Genomic DNA, 16,056 nt, shown 5'->3' on the forward strand with positions numbered 1-16,056 from the left:
GGCTGTTATTGGCTATCTGATTCTGATTTCTTCCCTTTGTAAAAGATGGCTACGAACTCAATCAAAAAACCAAGCATCACCACTATTGGTCCGAGCGTAAGGCCGAGAAAACCAAAGCCGTAGGGTTCGCTATCTGAAGCCATGATGAAAAAACCTATCACCAGAGTAAGTACTCCGGCGAGCATGATGATATAATTGGCCTTTTGAAAGGCGAATTTATGTTGGTCTGACATAAGCTAGTAAAGTTCGTCTAATGACATTTGTAAATATTTTTTAACTGCCCGGTAGGTACTCAAAAGGCCCACGGTAATTCCTAAAACGATTAATCCTCCGAAAAGTATTCCTAAATTCTTGAAATCCTGAAGCGCTCTGATGTCCTCGATACGCTGGTTGGCATACATCAGCAGCGCCAGGAGCATTAAAGATGAAAAAAGACCGGCCAGAAAACCATACCAAATCGAGCGTTTGAGAAAAGGCTTTCGAATGAATCCGGAAGTGGCGCCTACAAGCTGCATACTGCGAATAAGAAAGCGCTGGGAGAATAAGGCCAATTTGATGGTATTATTGATCAGGATAACCACTACAATGAGCAGAATCGTGAAAAATCCGATTAATATGACGCCAATCTTGGCCAGGTTTTCATTGATACTCTCAACCAGGGATTCTACGTAAGACACTTCGTAGACTCCACTCATCTTCTCTATGTCCTTCTTGATCATTTTCAGTGAATCGGCCGACTGATAGGTCGTTTTCACATTGATGATCAGCACATCACGAAGTGGGTTATCTCCCAAAAACTCCTTGAAATCCTCTCCGGTATCTTCAATGAACTGGGCGGCTGCCTCGTCTTTGGTAACAAGTCTTATTCTTGGTTCGTTATTTTCTTTGATGACATAGGCTTTGGAGCCTATGGTGCGATTGATCTTACTCACCTCGCCAGCAGAAATCTGTTTATTCAAAAAGACCTGCAATTCTATGTTTTCCTGAATGATGTTTGTCAACTTATTGGCATGCAAAGCCATCAGGCCAAATAGACCAATGACAAAGAGTGCCAACGTGATGCTAAACGTAACACTCACGAAGGGATAGCTCCCTAATTTCCTTTTTGTACGGGTTTTCTGTTCCATCCCGCCCCAAAACTAAATAATGTAACCCGAAATGCAGAGAATGCTAGAGCTTATTGTTTCTGACTATTTCCAACTCCTGAAGTAGTTGATGATTCGTAATCGGAGATAGCTCCTGTACCTTATCGCTGACGATGATAGAATAGTACTCCTGATCATAGAAGAGGTATAGTTTTCGCTCAGAAGGTCTGTTGATTTCTATGATTTCATAAGGAGTGCTTTTGAAATCCCCATAGAGGAAAAGCTTACCGTCGAAATATTTGTATTTGATGGATTCAGAATTTCGTTGGATGGTCTCCACGCTGATCGGACTTTCACCTTTAGAGGATACTACGTCCATCTCATTCATTTCCGGCAAGTTTGCATCCTCGATCTTCAATCCTTTCTCTTCACTCAACTCACCCAAATCTGGTAAATCAACCACCGGTACAAATTCAGTCTCTTCATCTACAGAAGCTACTGATTTCTGTACAGTAGGCAGTGCCTTCACCTTTTCATCCGAAGTGGCGCTGCTTTTTTCAGCAACATTGGGAGAAGATTCGGAAACGACAGATGAAACCTTCTGAACTGATAATTCAGGGAACTCAAACTGATAGCTCTCCGACTGCTTTGGTGAGGTGATTTCAATCGACTCAATAATCTCCGGAGAAGTGATATTCTCTTCTGCTGTGAAAACAAAATATGCAGACACCCCAACAAGTGAGGCCACCAGCACTCCACCAACACTTTTCACCAACGCACTACTCCCCAGCTGGCCGATTCCCATCCAGCCTGAACCGATCTCTATGGCATCAAGTCTGGCTTTCAATTCTGCCTTGCGATACTGTGAAATACCTTCTACAACAGTTTGTTCAAAACGAACCTGATCCATAAGCTCTGGGTTATTGGACATTTCTGCTTCGAATGCACTCAGTTCGGATGAACTAAGTTCGTTTCTTAAGTAGCTATCTATTTGGTGCGGCGTTGGATTCATTAATCAAAAAAGTCGGTTGTGGTATATCGTGCTTTTATTAAACTATCTAATTTCTTCTTACACTTATATTTTTTGGTCTTGGCTGTGTCCGTGTTAGCAAAATTCAATTTTTCCGCTATGTCGGTCATATTCAGACCATCAAAGTAATAGTATGTCAATATTCTCTTGCAGGTATCGCCAAGTTCACTGATACATTGCATGACTATCTTGTATCGCTCATTCTGGTCATGCCCCTGAAACTCTTCGCTATCCACCTCTTCATTGGATAACCTGCTCTTCCTGTCTAATTCCTTTCTCCACTGGTTCAGGCAAATGCTATAGAGAAAGGTGCTAATCTTTGAGGTCAACACCAGCTTCCCACTTATTGCCTTTTGCCAAAATGCCAAAAGCGCTTCCTGATACACATCCTTAGCTTCTTCTTCTGTACCGTTGTTCTTCAGGACAAGATTGGTCATCATCCTGTAGTACTTCTTGTACAGATAGTCAAGGGCTGTCTCGTCTCCTTTTGCAATTTTCTCAAGAATCTCACTATCCTTCATAGCAGCAGGAGCTCGCGCTCTGTCATTAAATACCTCTTTTCCTGATAAAGTAACCGCATTGTCGATGAATTGGTCATTTCTGACTGTAAAATTAGTGATTTACCCCACCAACCCTATCAAAAGATCTTCGCCAATTGCAAAAACCTGATCTCCGGCGCGGGCGCGAATCGGGTGGTTTCCGGTAAATTCTCCAAAAGCCGGAAGCAAGGCATGGTCTTGCCCAAAGTAAAAACATGGTAACGTAACCCCTTGCCTGGCCAGGCCACTGAGCCTGATGGATGGGTGGATATGACCTGATATATTGTAGGCCTTTGACCGGCGTGTTTCATGGGTGAATTCGAAGGGACCGTGCATGTATTCTTCGCATAACCGCACCCTCGTGTGACCATACTGAGAAGGATCCAAAATATCATGATTCCCCAAAATCAGGATCTGTTCTATGTCGGAATGAAAATTGGACCAGTGCATAAAATCCTGCCACTCATCGTTTTGGTCACTATGAAAAAGGTCCCCAAGAAATAGAATGCGCTCTGGGCGATATATTTCAATCAGGGAATTGACCCGCTGAAGGTCTGAGATATGAATCTGTGAAGGCACAGGAATCCCGTGTTTTCTGAAATGACCGGCTTTACCCAAATGCAGATCGGACACCACAAGCGCCGAGTGATCCTCCCAGAAAATGGAACGATCACAACTCAACACCAAAGACTGCCCTTTGAGATGAAACTGATGTTCAGAACCTTTTATCTCCAGATCACTCCGCATAAGGGAGCCATGTCTGGGTTCGGTATAAAAACATGACGTATCCACGCACTTTTAGGGTTCCATCCTCACTCAGCCAAATTTTGCAGTCATACACATTGCCACTCTCCGGGTCCAGAATCTCTCCACCACCATACTCCTCATCATCCTGATCGTAACTCAATCCAGAGATGATTTCCATTCCGATAATTTTCTGGTTTTTGCGCTTCCCGGGGCACACCTTACACACAGGATCCTGCTCCTCATCCGGGGATCTAAACAAGCGCACAATGGTACCGAAAATCTGACCATCGCGTTCTTCTATTTGTACGATTGATCGGGGCTTACCAGTCTCATCATCAATGGTCTTCCATAGTCCAGTAACTGACTGGGCCTGTACTGATATCAGGCTAAAAAAAAGAGGGAGAATGAAAATTTGTCTCATATTCAGGATTTTCCGCAAAGTAATGAAAATACCCTATTTGGCTGCCGCACGTTCCAGCTGTATTTGCATTTTCCGGATGCGATCGGCTAGCTGCTCAGAGGTGAGTTTTTGCCTTCGAAACATATCCACCAATATAGGAAATGCAAACGGGGTAGGTTTAATGGTCTCTTTCAAGATGATGGTTTGTTGGTTAATTCGCCTGACAGCTTCAAAAAGCCGTGAATGCTCCAGCTGCAAGGTCATCACCTCTTCCATAGACTGACGAACCAGCAAATTTCCCTGATCATATTCTTCAAATACTTTGAACAAAATACCTGAAGAGGCCTGCAAATGCCGCGATTTAATGTTTTTACCGGGGTACCCCTGAAAGATCAGGCCTGCAATCGTGGCCACATCACGAAATTTTCGCTGGGCCATCTCTGTCATGTTGATGGACTCATAGATATCCGGTATGAGGTTTTCTTCTGAAAAGAGGTCCAGTTCAAGTGCTTCCTCTATGGGTACTTCCTGATCAGAAAGCATTTCAAACCCATAATCATTCATGGAAATGGAAAATGAAATGGGTCTAATCCTGCTGATGCGCATGGCAATGACACCAGCAAGCACCTCGTGAACAAACATTCCCTCAAATGGGAAAATAAAAATGTGATGACCAAATCGCGTTTTAGTTTTCTCTATCAGGAGCTGTTTGGAAGAGGGGATCATCGACCAGCGACTTTGCAGATCCAGGATAGGTCGGATGGTTTGCATCTCGACAGACGAATAATCACCGCCAATAGCACCATCCAGCTTTTCTCTGATCTTAAATGCCAGCATAGAGGAAAGAGGCAGCCTACCCCCCATCCATTGAGGGGTGAGTCCACTTTTCTTATTGGATTTCCTTACCAGTACCGTCAGGTCTTTGATCCTCACGAATTCAAGGTTTCTGCCAGAAAACCAAAAAGTGTCCCCTACATTCAGTCTTGACACGAAGCTCTCTTCAATGGTACCAATATGACCACCTGTGATAAACTTAACCTTGAGGGCCGGATCCCCCACTATAGTGCCTATGGATAGTTTATGCCTGGTAGCCGCCTTCTTATTAATGATTTTGTAAACCCCATCATCATTATACACTCTGGCAAACTCATCATACTGACCTAAAGTTTTGCCTCCGGTGGTGATAAAATCAAGGCACCAGCTCCACTCTTCAGCCGTCAACAATCGGTAACTATACGTTTGACGCACCCCTTCAAGTATCTGTAGTGGCCTGAATCCCCCACTCACGGCCAGGGTGACCAGATATTGCACTAATACATCCAAACTTTTTTGCAAGGGATTTCTACTTTCAAACATTCCCTCCTCAATAGCCTCCCTAAGGGCCGCACCCTCTATCAGCTCCAGAGAGTGTGTGGGCACAAAGTAAATCTTACTGGTAGCTCCTGGCTGATGGCCGCTACGGCCTGCCCTTTGAAAGAACCGCGACACGCCCTTTGGCCCTCCGATCTGAATAACAGTGTCTACCGGGCGGAAATCAACCCCCAGATCCAGACTGGAGGTACACACCACCAATTTGAGTTTCTCTGCGTGAAGAGCATCCTCTACCCAGCCCCTGATGTCGTGATCCATAGAACCATGGTGCATGGCTATGATTCCTGACAGCTCTGGGGCAAATTTCAGAATGGCCTGGTACCAGAGCTCTGTCTGAGAGCGGGTGTTGGTAAAAAGCAAAGTGGTCTTACTCTTAAGAATGATGGGCAATATTTTGGGTAGTAATTTGGTACCCAAATGCCCCGTCCAGGGAAATTTTTCCACCTCATCGGGCAAGACAGACTCCACCTCCACCTTTTTTTCCAATCGGGACTTGATCACCACACCCTCCTTATAGGCGTCTTCGCCGAGGATCACCCGCTTGGCCTGGGGCAAATTACCAATGGTGGCAGAAATTGCCCAAACCTTTAGCTTTGATTCGGTAATGTGTTTGAGTCTGGAAATGGCCAACTCCGTGGCCACTCCACGCTTGGTACCCAGAATCTCGTGCCACTCGTCCACGATAATGGCTTTTACTCCCTTGAAAAAATTGGGGTAATCACTTTGACTGAATAAAACATGAATGCTTTCGGGAGTAATTACCAAAGCCTGTGGCGCGATTTTCTTTTGCCTCTGCCGTTCAGAGGTAGTGGTATCTCCCGTTCTGAGACCTACGGTCCACCGAAGATCCATTTCATCACAGACAGCCTGCATGGCACGCTGAATATCCTTGGCTAGTGCCCTCAGTGGGGTGACCCATAAAATCCGCAATTCTGGAGTAACCTCGGAAGGATCATGATCCCTCAGAAACTCCAAAACACATGGAATCCAGAGGGCGTAGGTTTTTCCGCTGCCCGTGGGCGCGTTGAGCAAGCCACTATGACCGCTGAGATATGCCTGCCAGGTCTCCTTTTGAAAGTCAAATGGTTCCCATCCTCTGGATTTAAACCAGGCCAGTGCCGGTTCTAATTCATCTTTCAATGTGTCGCCTCAGCCAAGTATCGATCCCAACACTCAAAAAAACACTCAAAATCTCTGTCCTATCAACGGAATGTCTTTCTTCCGCATGATCAGGAGCAGTATGCAGCTGATAAAAACAGTAAGCGCATAATAGAACAAACGACCATCGTCGCCCAACACCTCAATACCGAGGGAGGTCAGGTGAAAAAACAAAGCTCCCGAGATCACTCCCAAACCCAAGACAGCACCATATGCCCTATACTTTTGGGAGAGTAAAAGCACACCTGCCAAAAGCTCTACCACACCTGAAGCATACCTCCCCCAGGGTTCCATACCCACTTGAGTGAAGATATATACACTCTCATCGCTCCCCGAAAACTTGTAAAATAAGGTCTGTAAAAGCAGAAACGCTGCAAGGATACTAAGCAGCCATTCGAAAAGTACTTTCATATTGAACTAGAGTTAGTGATAGGATAAGATAAAATAAATCCCCTTCATTCCCTCAAACAAGGAGCAAAAAAAAGCCCCCCTCATAAATGAGGGGAGCTTATCACCAACCTAACCTAACTAAAAAGTTTCTTCCGAGTCAAGGTCATTTTCTGATCTCAAACTCTGAATACTTATTAGCGATAACTATGCCAAAAACTAAAAACCATGAAAATTTTTCAGGAAAATATTGAAATAAGCGGCCATGATCTGACACGAAGGCTCCAAAAGGACTTAAAAGAGTATTCTTTTCTCTCAGAGCGAGGAAAAAAATCTCAATTTGAAAAAGCAATGATGTAAATGCTGGACCTAATTAAATCAGTCGTAAATGATGTGCTCAGACTTCTCTTCGGTGAGTAACCTTTCAAAAATCCCCTGGAGATGATCGAAATCCCAGGGCTTGGAGATGTAGGCATGGATCCCGAACTCCTCATTGGCTTCCTGCAAATCCTCTTTCTTTACAAACCCACTCAAAATGATCCTGCGGATGTTGCCGTCGTGCTCGTATACTTTTCTCAGGAAGTCGGTACCTATCAGCTCGGGCATCCTGTGGTCAGACACCACAATGTTGATTTTATTCTCCTTGATAATCTCAATGCCTTCCAGGGGACTATCAGCAATAATCACGTTGTATATCCTTCGAAATGCAGACTTGAAACTTCGAAGATTTGCCCGCTCATCGTCTACGTACAGTACCGTATATTCTTTTGATTGTCTCATGTTACCCCTAGAAAGCACCAAGATAAATCAACTATCGCTTAGTTATAGCTTTTTTTGCATGATTGGGATTTTTTCCTGAATGAAAATGTCAATTTTCATATGGTTTGGTTCGATTGTGAAGTGAACAGGAATTCTCCAGACGATTTCAAGCAACCTGACTACTAGCCTCAGATTTGCTGTTCCGATTTTTTCGATGGACCAAAAAGGACATCAGCGATCCTAAAATAAGTCCACCTGCCGTAATGGCATCATAAAAGCTTCTTGAAAATGAAAGGCCTAAATAGTGTTCGATCATGTAACCAACAAAGGAACCGGACATTCCTGTCTCCCCCAATGCACGTTTGACATCCCAGTGCCAATCAGTAAGGGGGCAATAGCCAATCACGCCCTTGTACAAGCCCAGAAGCATCCAGGCTAAAAACGTGAGCAACAGCGCCGTGATATGTGCTTTCTGTGTTTTTGGGTGAGCCCAACCAAATAACACAAACAGAACAAACGCCGAATGAAAAATAGTCAGAAAAGCATCTAAAAACTGTAGCATACAAGTACATTATCTAAAAGCATGCCAATAATAAATACTAGTCTTGCTTCAATAGGATCTGCAATGCATTCAAATCACCGTCTATTGGCTCAGAAATGGTCAGCCCGAGTAGTTCGGCAATGAAAGGATAAATGTGGATATTCTCTACGGGTGGTACTTCCAAACCAGATTTCAACTTTGGGCCTGCGGCATAAAAGATGGCTCCCATATTCACATTTCTGTAGGGATCAAACCCATGTGTGCCACCAGACACAGGTCTGGGCTTTTCTAAAATGATGGTTGGTGCGTCTGTCATGAGTATGAAATCGCCAATCCGATCATCGTTGCTAAAGGATAAGAAGTCCGGGATGTTTTCTCTGGTATAAACGTCCATATTGGGCACCCTAAGGAGCTGATCATACAGTTTCAGTCGCTTGGCGCTGTCCGGCTGGTAGACCATCGGCGGGAAGCTATAAGATACCTGCGCATCATCAAGGTCCGCCACATCCGGCAGTACAATCCCATGGCTGATGGCAGACATACCGTGATCAGAAACCAGCACCACATGAACTGGTAAATCCAGTTGATCCAAAGAATCCATAAAATTCCCAATCAAAGAATCTACCTTCAACACTGCCTCTCCCGTCCTGGGGTGGTCAGGTCCGTACTTGTGCCCGGCATCATCCACGAGTGAGAAATAAGCAGCAATCATGTGTGGACGTTTGGCATCAGGCAGTCTCAGCCAATCCAGTACCTGACGCAATCTGTGTTCATTTGGCATGCTCCCGTCGTAGGCATAGTTGTAGGTAGGCTTTACTCCATGAATAGGTGATTCGGCACCCACCCAGAAGAAACTAGCAGAAAGCATGCCCTGCTCCTCTGCCAATACCCATAGCGGGACACCCGCATACCAGCTTACTTCTCTTACCGCCTCTCTGTCCCAAACGTGATACCATGCCTGCTTGGCTCTGCTATAAAAACTGTTGCCCACCAAGCCGTGATTGCCAGGCAGCAGACCTGTAACAATGGTGTAGTGATTAGGAAATGTTTTGGTCGGGAATGAGGGCAGTAAACGCTCTGATTTTACACCTTTTTGTCCCAGCTTTTGTATGTGCTTAGCTCCGTACTTCTGTGCATAGTCATATCGAAAACCATCAATACCTACAAGCACCACATAGCCTTGCTGCATGGCCCAATCACTGTTGTCTCGGTCTATCACCTGCTGCTGAGCCTGGGCATCAGTGTAAGACACTCCCTGCCCGCGAGACAGTAGGATGGTACCTAATATCGAAACAAAGAAGAGGACTGATTTTTTCAAATGATGCTACTTTTAGTGGAATCACCCCAGCTCCTTTTGCGCCAAGGTTGCTCGGGATGCCTGCAAAACTCCGAAATAATATGCAGTTACTAATCTGTCCTGAGAAATTTTTACTCGAATGTGTCAAACAAAAAAAATCCTCCTGATCTGATACCAGGAGGATTTAAACTACAGTAACCACTAAAAATCAGGAGAGATCGATGAACTCCTTGACATCAGTTTTTATTCTTTCAGATTTTACCCTGAGCGCAGCAGGTGATATATTCACCAACTCCTTCAAAGCATCATACAGCTCGGTTTTCCGTACCAATTTCTTTTCGAATTCAGTAGGATCCATCTCTGGTGATTCTTCACGCTTCAGTTCTGAAAGTGTTTTCTTATCCTTTTTTAATTCCTCTTTCATGAGAGGCATCAACTCCTCTATGGCCTCCCTGGCTTCATGAAAGTTCCTCTCTTCTATCGCATTTTCCAGCTTCTGTGAGAGTGTTTGAAAATTAGCTTCTTCTCCTCCGCCAAGGCAAAATGCAGGAAATGCATAGGTCAAAGCAATGAGGGCAACGATAATTAGACGGCTGGATTTTCTCATAATTTTTCGATTATATCCTGCACAAATATAGATAAATTATTTAAACACCTATAAAACAGGTGATTAGATATGATTAATTAAAGCTTGAGTTGCACTATTTAAGCTATACCCCTGGCGTCAAGGGCATAAAAAAACCCCGCTTGAATTTCAAGCAGGGTTCTGACTTATTTACTATAATTAAGAACTTAGTCTACTCTTCGATCTTCTTCTCTATCTCCTCTTTTGAGCCTTCTAAAGTCTCAGTAGTGGTGTTTTCACCCTCAGTGATGGTAATCTCAGCTTTCATATTAGATTCATCCTCTCCTTCCACCTTCACCTTCACTTCTTTCTTTATAACCACCGGATCAACGATCTCTACAGCGGCTTTTCCGTGTCCACTAGCTCCATGAATCTCACCCAGAATAGGCGCAATCACCAAACCTACCAGACAGGTTAGCTTGATCAAAATGTTCATGGATGGGCCTGAGGTATCTTTGAATGGATCACCAACAGTATCTCCGGTCACAGCGGCCTTGTGAGCCTCTGAGCCTTTGTAGGTCATCTCACCATCAATCATTACTCCTGCCTCAAAAGACTTTTTAGCATTGTCCCATGCACCACCGGCATTGTTTTGGAAAATAGCCCATAGCACACCCGAAACGGTAACACCAGCCATATAAGCTCCCAATGCTTCTGCCTGCATGAAGAATCCAATCAAAATAGGTGTAATGATAGTCAGTGCTCCTGGCAACATCATTTCCTTGATGGCTGCCTTCGTTGAAATATCAACACATTTACTGTACTCAGGCTGCCCGGTTCCTTCCATGATACCTGGTATCTCTCTGAACTGACGTCTCACTTCTTTCACCATTTCCATGGCTGCCTTACCTACAGACCTCATGGCCAATGCGGAAAACACAACGGGAATCATGCCACCTATGAATAAAGCAGCAAGTACTTTGGCTTTGAAAATGTTGATTCCATCGATCCCGGTAAAAGTGACATAAGCAGCGAAAAGTGCTAAGGCTGTCAATGCTGCTGAGGCAATAGCAAAACCTTTACCAACTGCAGCAGTAGTATTCCCTACCGAATCCAATATATCTGTGCGCTCGCGCACCTCTTTAGGAAGTTCACTCATTTCAGCAATACCTCCCGCATTATCGGCTATTGGTCCGAAAGCATCTATGGCCAGCTGCATGGCTGTAGTAGCCATCATTGCAGAGGCAGCAATACCTACCCCGTAAAATCCGGCTAACTCATAAGCACCCCAGATAGCTCCGGCAAAAAGGAGTATTGGTGCAAAAGTGGAAATCATTCCTGTAGAAAGTCCTGCGATAATGTTGGTAGCCGCACCTGTAGATGAATTTCTAACAATATCCATTACCGGCTTTTTACCAAGACCTGTATAGTATTCAGTAAAGAATGAAATGGCCGCTCCTACGAAAAGACCAATCAATACCGCATAAAAAACGTTGGAAGAAGGGATATCAATAACACCCATTCCGAAGAAGTCCATCTTCATATTTTTAGGAAGAAGAATATCTATCACAAAATAGGAAGCAATCCCAGTGATAATGATGGAACTCCAGTTCCCTTTGTTCAATGCCGCCTGTACCTGAGGCTCTTTTGCATTTTCGTCCTTCACGCTGATAAAGAAAGTACCGATGATGGAGAAAATAATACCCAATCCGGCGATTACCAGCGGAAGCAAGATAGGTCCGATGCCATTGAAGGAATCATCAATGGATCCGCCCATATCGCGAATCACATAATTACCCAACACCATAGAAGCCAATACCGTGGCTACATAGGAGCCAAAAAGGTCAGCACCCATACCAGCTACGTCCCCAACATTGTCCCCAACATTATCAGCGATAGTAGCCGGGTTTCGAGGATCGTCCTCAGGAATTCCGGCTTCTACTTTACCTACCAGATCGGCTCCTACATCAGCAGCCTTAGTATATATACCACCACCCACACGGGCAAACAAAGCAATGGACTCTGCACCTAACGAGAATCCTGCTAATGCCTCAAGTACAATGGTCATGTCGTCAGTGTTGGTCCACTGACCTCCCATTAACCAGCCAAATAGCAGGATAAATAACATACTCAAACCAAATACAGCCAAACCAGCTACACCAAGTCCCATGACGGTACCCCCGGTGAAACTCACTTTTAGTGCTTTTGACAAGCTGGTACGTGCCGCCTGTGTGGTGCGCACATTAGCCGAGGTGGCGATGCGCATACCAATATTACCAGCTACTGCAGAGAATATGGCACCTATGACGAATGCCACTACGATGAACCAGTGGGTAGTTTCTACCAATGCAGAAATGACACCCAATAAAATGCCGGCAATCACCACGAAAATGGCCAACACTCTGTATTCAGCGCTCAAAAAAGCCAGGGCACCTTCCTTGATGTGATTGGCGATGGTTTGCATTTTCTCCTCGCCCGCATCCTGCTTGTTGACCCATCGTGATTTCACGATCATCACTAGGATTCCTATCAATGCCAGTACCGGCACTGCGTATATCAAATAACTCATATTGTTGTATTGGTTTTTAAAAAGATGTGCAAAGATAACCGACTCGTGAAATTATAAAAATGTAAAATCAGATAGGTTTTTTCGGTCATTCATTGCCTGCAATCCAATTAAATGAGGTGATATTTTGGATTAACTGCATCGGTTGACAAATGCCCGTTCAAAAACCGGACATCGAAAGATGAAAGATTTAAAAGGGCCGTATAGAGGACATTCCTCCATCTACATGAATCACCTGTCCAGTAACTCTGTGGGCAACGTCTGAAAGCAGGTACATCACGGTACCTGCCAGCTCCTCGGCTGTGCTGATTCCCTTAAGTGGATGACGTTCTTCTGAAGCCTTCCTCTTTTCATCTGTAGAAAGTAGATTTTGGGCCATTGGCGTATCCGTCAAACTCGGTGCGATGGCATTCACCCTGATACCTGATCTCGACCACTCAGCTGCCAATGATTTGACCAGCCCTTCTATAGCCCCTTTGGATGCCGCTACAGAGCTGTGAAAACTCATACCCTGCGTGACGGCAACGGTACTAAAAAAGACAATACTGGGACTCTCTGCGGCCTTAATATTCTTGACACATGCCTTCAGTACCTTGATCCCTCCCAGCACATTGATTTCAAAGTCTCTTAAAAAGTCCTCGTACTTCAATCCCTGAAAAGGCTTGAGGTTGATACTACCCGGGCAGTATACTAGTCCGTCTAACCTATCCGGCATGCCCTCTATCACTGAAAAATCAGACAAGACATCCAGTAAAATATCGGAAACACCTTGAATATGACAAGGCGATCTTGAAACATTATAAACTTCCGCTCCTTGCTCCCGAAGTTTGGACAGGGTGGCTTTGCCTATTCCACTACTGCCACCTACCACCAGTACATTCTTTCCTTCAAATGTTCCAATAGAAGCCAATTATCTCAGGTCAGTTTTGGCGTTGATGTAATTGAGAAACTCTGTCTTTATGTTCTGATCTCTGAATTTGCCATCAAAGAATGCCGTACCTGTCATACTGTTGGTATCACTCACTCCTCGAGAGCTCACGCACATGTGAGTAGCATCCAACACCACAGCCACATCATCAGTCATCAAAATATCCTTCAGTTCATTGGCAATCTGCATAGTGAGACGCTCCTGAACCTGAGGTCTTTTGGCATAGTATTGCACGATCCTGTTGATCTTTGAAAGGCCTATTACTTTCCCACTCGAGAAGTAAGCCACATGTGCTTTGCCATAAATAGGGACAAAATGATGCTCACAATGAGAGTAAAACGTGATGTCTTTCTCCACGAGCATCTGGTCATACTTATACTTATTTTCGAATAGCCGTACTTTGGGCTTGTTCTTCGGATTCAAACCACTGAATACCTCCTGCACATACATTTTGGCCACACGCTTAGGACTCCCCTGGAGGCTATCATCTGTCAGATCCAGTCCCAAAATCTGCATAATCTCTTTGAAATGTTTGGCAATCAACTCCATCTTGAGGTCATCATCCATTTCGAAAGCGTCCGATCTCAGGGGTGTACTGTCAGAAGTACCTGCATGGTCTTCTGCAAAATCGTCATCCAAATGATTCATATTATGCGGGGTATTCAACGAAGTTTCTTTCTGTTTCATAAAGTATCACTTTCAATTCCAATGTACGATCAATCTTTTCTCTCAGAATATTGTAGATCACTACCGCAATATTCTCCGCCGTGGGATTGATACTTTTAAATTCTTCTGTGTCCAGATTCAGGTTTTTGTGATCAAATTTTCGCAATACATGGATCTTGATCAGGTCACTGAGCTCCTTCATATCAAAAACGTAGCCTGTAGCTGGGTCAGGTTCACCTACCAGTTTTACCACCAGTTCATAATTGTGACCATGCCAATTTGGATTGTTGCATTTCCCAAAAACCTCCTGATTGCGTTCATCTGTCCAATCAGGATTGTATAGACGATGGGCTGCGTTAAAATGTTCCTTCCGAAAAACTGCTACTCTCATTCAGCTGTGATGTTTAGGCAAATAACTGATTAAAAAATCAAATTACTTCCATCAAACACATTTCAAATTGATTTTGTTTAACATTTTTACCTAATAATTAAACATACATTTGATAAGCTAACCGACATTAATCTACACGCATTGTCATTATAGAAAGAACTCCACTCAACAGAATTTAACTATTGCAAAACAGGACACCCCAAGCGCTACCAAAGACTGGTTTTGAGCTGATCAAATATGCAATTCATGCCATAAATCAATTCAATATGACTTTTCTTATTATTTTTTGCATTTATCTATTGCATCCTTCGACTAAATACCTATATTTATAGACGAAACAACCAAAAAACCAGACAAAATCATGGGATGGATAAACACTTTATTCACCAACAGGAGTGAAAAAGAGCATATCAACAAGCTCGTAATCATTGCTCATTACGAGCACATTATCGATCAGGAAGACATCCTCTTACTCAAGCAGGAGATTGGCTACATCTCTTTAGAGAATAAGATGGTGGAAGTGGACAAAATCAGAAAAAACCTACCTAAAACAGCCAGAGAACGATTTAATCTGGTCTTTTTTCTGGTAAACTCCCTCATGGCCAATGGAGCCCTTTCTGATAGAAAAGAAGGTATTGTCGCCAGACTCCTTCAGGTGTTGGATCTATCAAAAGAAAAGGCGAAAGAATTAACGTCATTTCTGAAACTGAACATCAGGAATGGTTTGAGTATGGAAGATTCGTTCAGTCGACTGGGCTATTTACTGGAACCGTCAGTATACGCTTAACGAAAAACTCACTTATCTTAAAGTTAGCGGTTAGTTGTGGGCTATTTCCAATGGGATATTATTCTCAGGAAATAGCCCTTTTTATTTTACAGTTTCGAAAAAAACCGACTTTCATTTGAATTTTCAACAGCTCCTTATTGTTTTGTATACTAATTTCGAAACATGGAGATATCTGAAATCAAAGCAAAACTGGAATCCTACAAAGCTGAGGGGAAAAAGATGTTTACCACATCCTCTTTCCAGACCCACAGTCTGGTAATGCTCCACATCCTGAGCAGAATAGACAATACCATTCCGGTCTATTTTCTAAACACCGGCTATCATTTTCCGGAGACGGTCTCTTTCAAAGATCAGGTGACGGAGGCCTTCGGTCTGAACGTCATAGAAACCCGCTCTTCAGTACCCAGATACATGCAAAAAGATCATTCAGGAAAGCTCCTTTTTACCTCTGATCCCGATCACTGCTGCTACATCAACAAGACAGCACCGACTGAGGAGCTCCTCAGAACCTATGACATATGGATCAATGGTGTACGAGGAGACCAAAGCTCTACTCGTAAAGCCATGAAAACTGAACAAGAGGCTCCTTTCGATACCATTCGTTTTCACCCCATGCTTGATTGGAACATGAAAACCATTTTTGCCTACATTAGGGAGCACAACCTCCCCAGGCATCCTCTGGACTCCAAGGGTTATCTGAGCATAGGCTGTGAACCATGTACCCGAAAGCTGGACCCCGAAATGCAGGAGCGTGAAGCCCGATGGTTTGGCCTCAACAAAGTAGAATGTGGTCTCCATACTGACCTTGTGAAAAAATAATTCCAACCGAAAATTACGAT

18 protein-coding genes are annotated in these 16,056 nt (G+C 43.9%); 2 read left to right on the plus strand and 16 right to left on the minus strand.

Annotation, left to right across the window (positions count from 1 at the left end; translation table 11 throughout):
- Window positions 1–5: 5 nt before the first annotated feature.
- The 16 genes from GV030_RS05605 to GV030_RS05680 all read right to left on the minus strand — a co-directional run bounded on the left by GV030_RS05605 (window position 6) and on the right by GV030_RS05680 (window position 14,430).
- Entirely contained in the window at window positions 6–233 is a 228-nt protein-coding gene (locus GV030_RS05605; protein ID WP_159580619.1) for a DUF3098 domain-containing protein, read from the minus strand.
- Window positions 234–236: 3 nt separating this feature from the next.
- Window positions 237–1,127, minus strand: a complete 891-nt coding sequence (locus tag GV030_RS05610) for an ABC transporter permease (protein ID WP_159580621.1) — start codon at window positions 1,125–1,127, stop codon at window positions 237–239.
- Window positions 1,128–1,170: 43 nt separating this feature from the next.
- Window positions 1,171–2,097 carry a hypothetical protein gene (locus GV030_RS05615; protein ID WP_159580623.1) on the minus strand — a complete coding sequence of 309 codons (927 nt, stop codon included), beginning with the start codon at window positions 2,095–2,097 and terminating at the stop codon, window positions 1,171–1,173.
- Complete coding sequence (locus tag GV030_RS05620; protein ID WP_159580625.1) at window positions 2,097–2,636, minus strand: RNA polymerase sigma factor; 540 nt, start codon at window positions 2,634–2,636, stop codon at window positions 2,097–2,099. The genes GV030_RS05615 and GV030_RS05620 overlap by 1 nt, the downstream gene beginning before the upstream one ends.
- A gap of 99 nt (window positions 2,637–2,735) precedes the next feature.
- Complete coding sequence (gene pdeM / locus GV030_RS05625; protein ID WP_159580627.1) at window positions 2,736–3,401, minus strand: ligase-associated DNA damage response endonuclease PdeM; 666 nt, start codon at window positions 3,399–3,401, stop codon at window positions 2,736–2,738.
- Entirely contained in the window at window positions 3,391–3,822 is a 432-nt protein-coding gene (locus tag GV030_RS05630) for a DUF2147 domain-containing protein (RefSeq protein WP_159580629.1), read from the minus strand. The genes pdeM and GV030_RS05630 overlap by 11 nt, the downstream gene beginning before the upstream one ends.
- Before the next feature lie 33 nt (window positions 3,823–3,855).
- The gene (locus GV030_RS05635; protein ID WP_159580631.1) at window positions 3,856–6,312 is read right to left on the minus strand and encodes a ligase-associated DNA damage response DEXH box helicase; all 2,457 of its coding nucleotides are present in this window, start codon (window positions 6,310–6,312) and stop codon (window positions 3,856–3,858) included.
- A gap of 45 nt (window positions 6,313–6,357) precedes the next feature.
- Complete coding sequence (locus GV030_RS05640) at window positions 6,358–6,741, minus strand: DoxX family protein (protein ID WP_159580632.1); 384 nt, start codon at window positions 6,739–6,741, stop codon at window positions 6,358–6,360.
- Window positions 6,742–7,095: 354 nt separating this feature from the next.
- The gene (locus GV030_RS05645) at window positions 7,096–7,497 is read right to left on the minus strand and encodes a response regulator (protein ID WP_159580634.1); all 402 of its coding nucleotides are present in this window, start codon (window positions 7,495–7,497) and stop codon (window positions 7,096–7,098) included.
- A gap of 145 nt (window positions 7,498–7,642) precedes the next feature.
- On the minus strand, window positions 7,643–8,038 hold the full coding sequence (locus GV030_RS05650) for a DUF2784 domain-containing protein (protein WP_159580636.1): 396 nt from the start codon (window positions 8,036–8,038) through the stop codon (window positions 7,643–7,645).
- Window positions 8,039–8,075: 37 nt separating this feature from the next.
- Window positions 8,076–9,335, minus strand: coding sequence for an ectonucleotide pyrophosphatase/phosphodiesterase (locus GV030_RS05655; RefSeq protein ID WP_159580638.1), 1,260 nt, complete (start codon window positions 9,333–9,335; stop codon window positions 8,076–8,078).
- A gap of 187 nt (window positions 9,336–9,522) precedes the next feature.
- A complete protein-coding gene (locus tag GV030_RS05660; RefSeq protein WP_159580640.1) occupies window positions 9,523–9,921 on the minus strand; it encodes a hypothetical protein in 399 nt (132 codons plus the stop codon).
- A 190-nt stretch (window positions 9,922–10,111) separates the two neighbouring features.
- Window positions 10,112–12,448, minus strand: a complete 2,337-nt coding sequence (locus tag GV030_RS05665; RefSeq protein ID WP_159580642.1) for a sodium-translocating pyrophosphatase — start codon at window positions 12,446–12,448, stop codon at window positions 10,112–10,114.
- Window positions 12,449–12,635: 187 nt separating this feature from the next.
- The gene (locus tag GV030_RS05670) at window positions 12,636–13,355 is read right to left on the minus strand and encodes an SDR family NAD(P)-dependent oxidoreductase (protein ID WP_255465146.1); all 720 of its coding nucleotides are present in this window, start codon (window positions 13,353–13,355) and stop codon (window positions 12,636–12,638) included.
- Window positions 13,356–14,060, minus strand: coding sequence for a GTP cyclohydrolase I FolE (gene folE, locus GV030_RS05675; RefSeq protein ID WP_159580644.1), 705 nt, complete (start codon window positions 14,058–14,060; stop codon window positions 13,356–13,358).
- Entirely contained in the window at window positions 14,023–14,430 is a 408-nt protein-coding gene (locus tag GV030_RS05680; protein WP_159580646.1) for a 6-carboxytetrahydropterin synthase, read from the minus strand. Before GV030_RS05680 ends, folE begins: the two co-directional genes overlap by 38 nt.
- 361 nt (window positions 14,431–14,791) lie before the next feature.
- On the opposite strand from GV030_RS05680, the gene GV030_RS05685 reads away from it, so the two are divergent.
- Together GV030_RS05685 and GV030_RS05690 are read left to right on the plus strand one after the other, a co-directional pair.
- Window positions 14,792–15,217, plus strand: coding sequence for a hypothetical protein (locus tag GV030_RS05685; protein ID WP_159580648.1), 426 nt, complete (start codon window positions 14,792–14,794; stop codon window positions 15,215–15,217).
- A 162-nt stretch (window positions 15,218–15,379) separates the two neighbouring features.
- The gene (locus GV030_RS05690) at window positions 15,380–16,036 is read left to right on the plus strand and encodes a phosphoadenylyl-sulfate reductase (protein WP_159580650.1); all 657 of its coding nucleotides are present in this window, start codon (window positions 15,380–15,382) and stop codon (window positions 16,034–16,036) included.
- The last annotated feature ends 20 nt before the right edge of the window (window positions 16,037–16,056 follow it).

It is taken from the genome of Marinoscillum sp. 108 (genome assembly GCF_902506655.1).
Classification (GTDB): domain Bacteria; phylum Bacteroidota; class Bacteroidia; order Cytophagales; family Cyclobacteriaceae; genus Marinoscillum; species Marinoscillum luteum.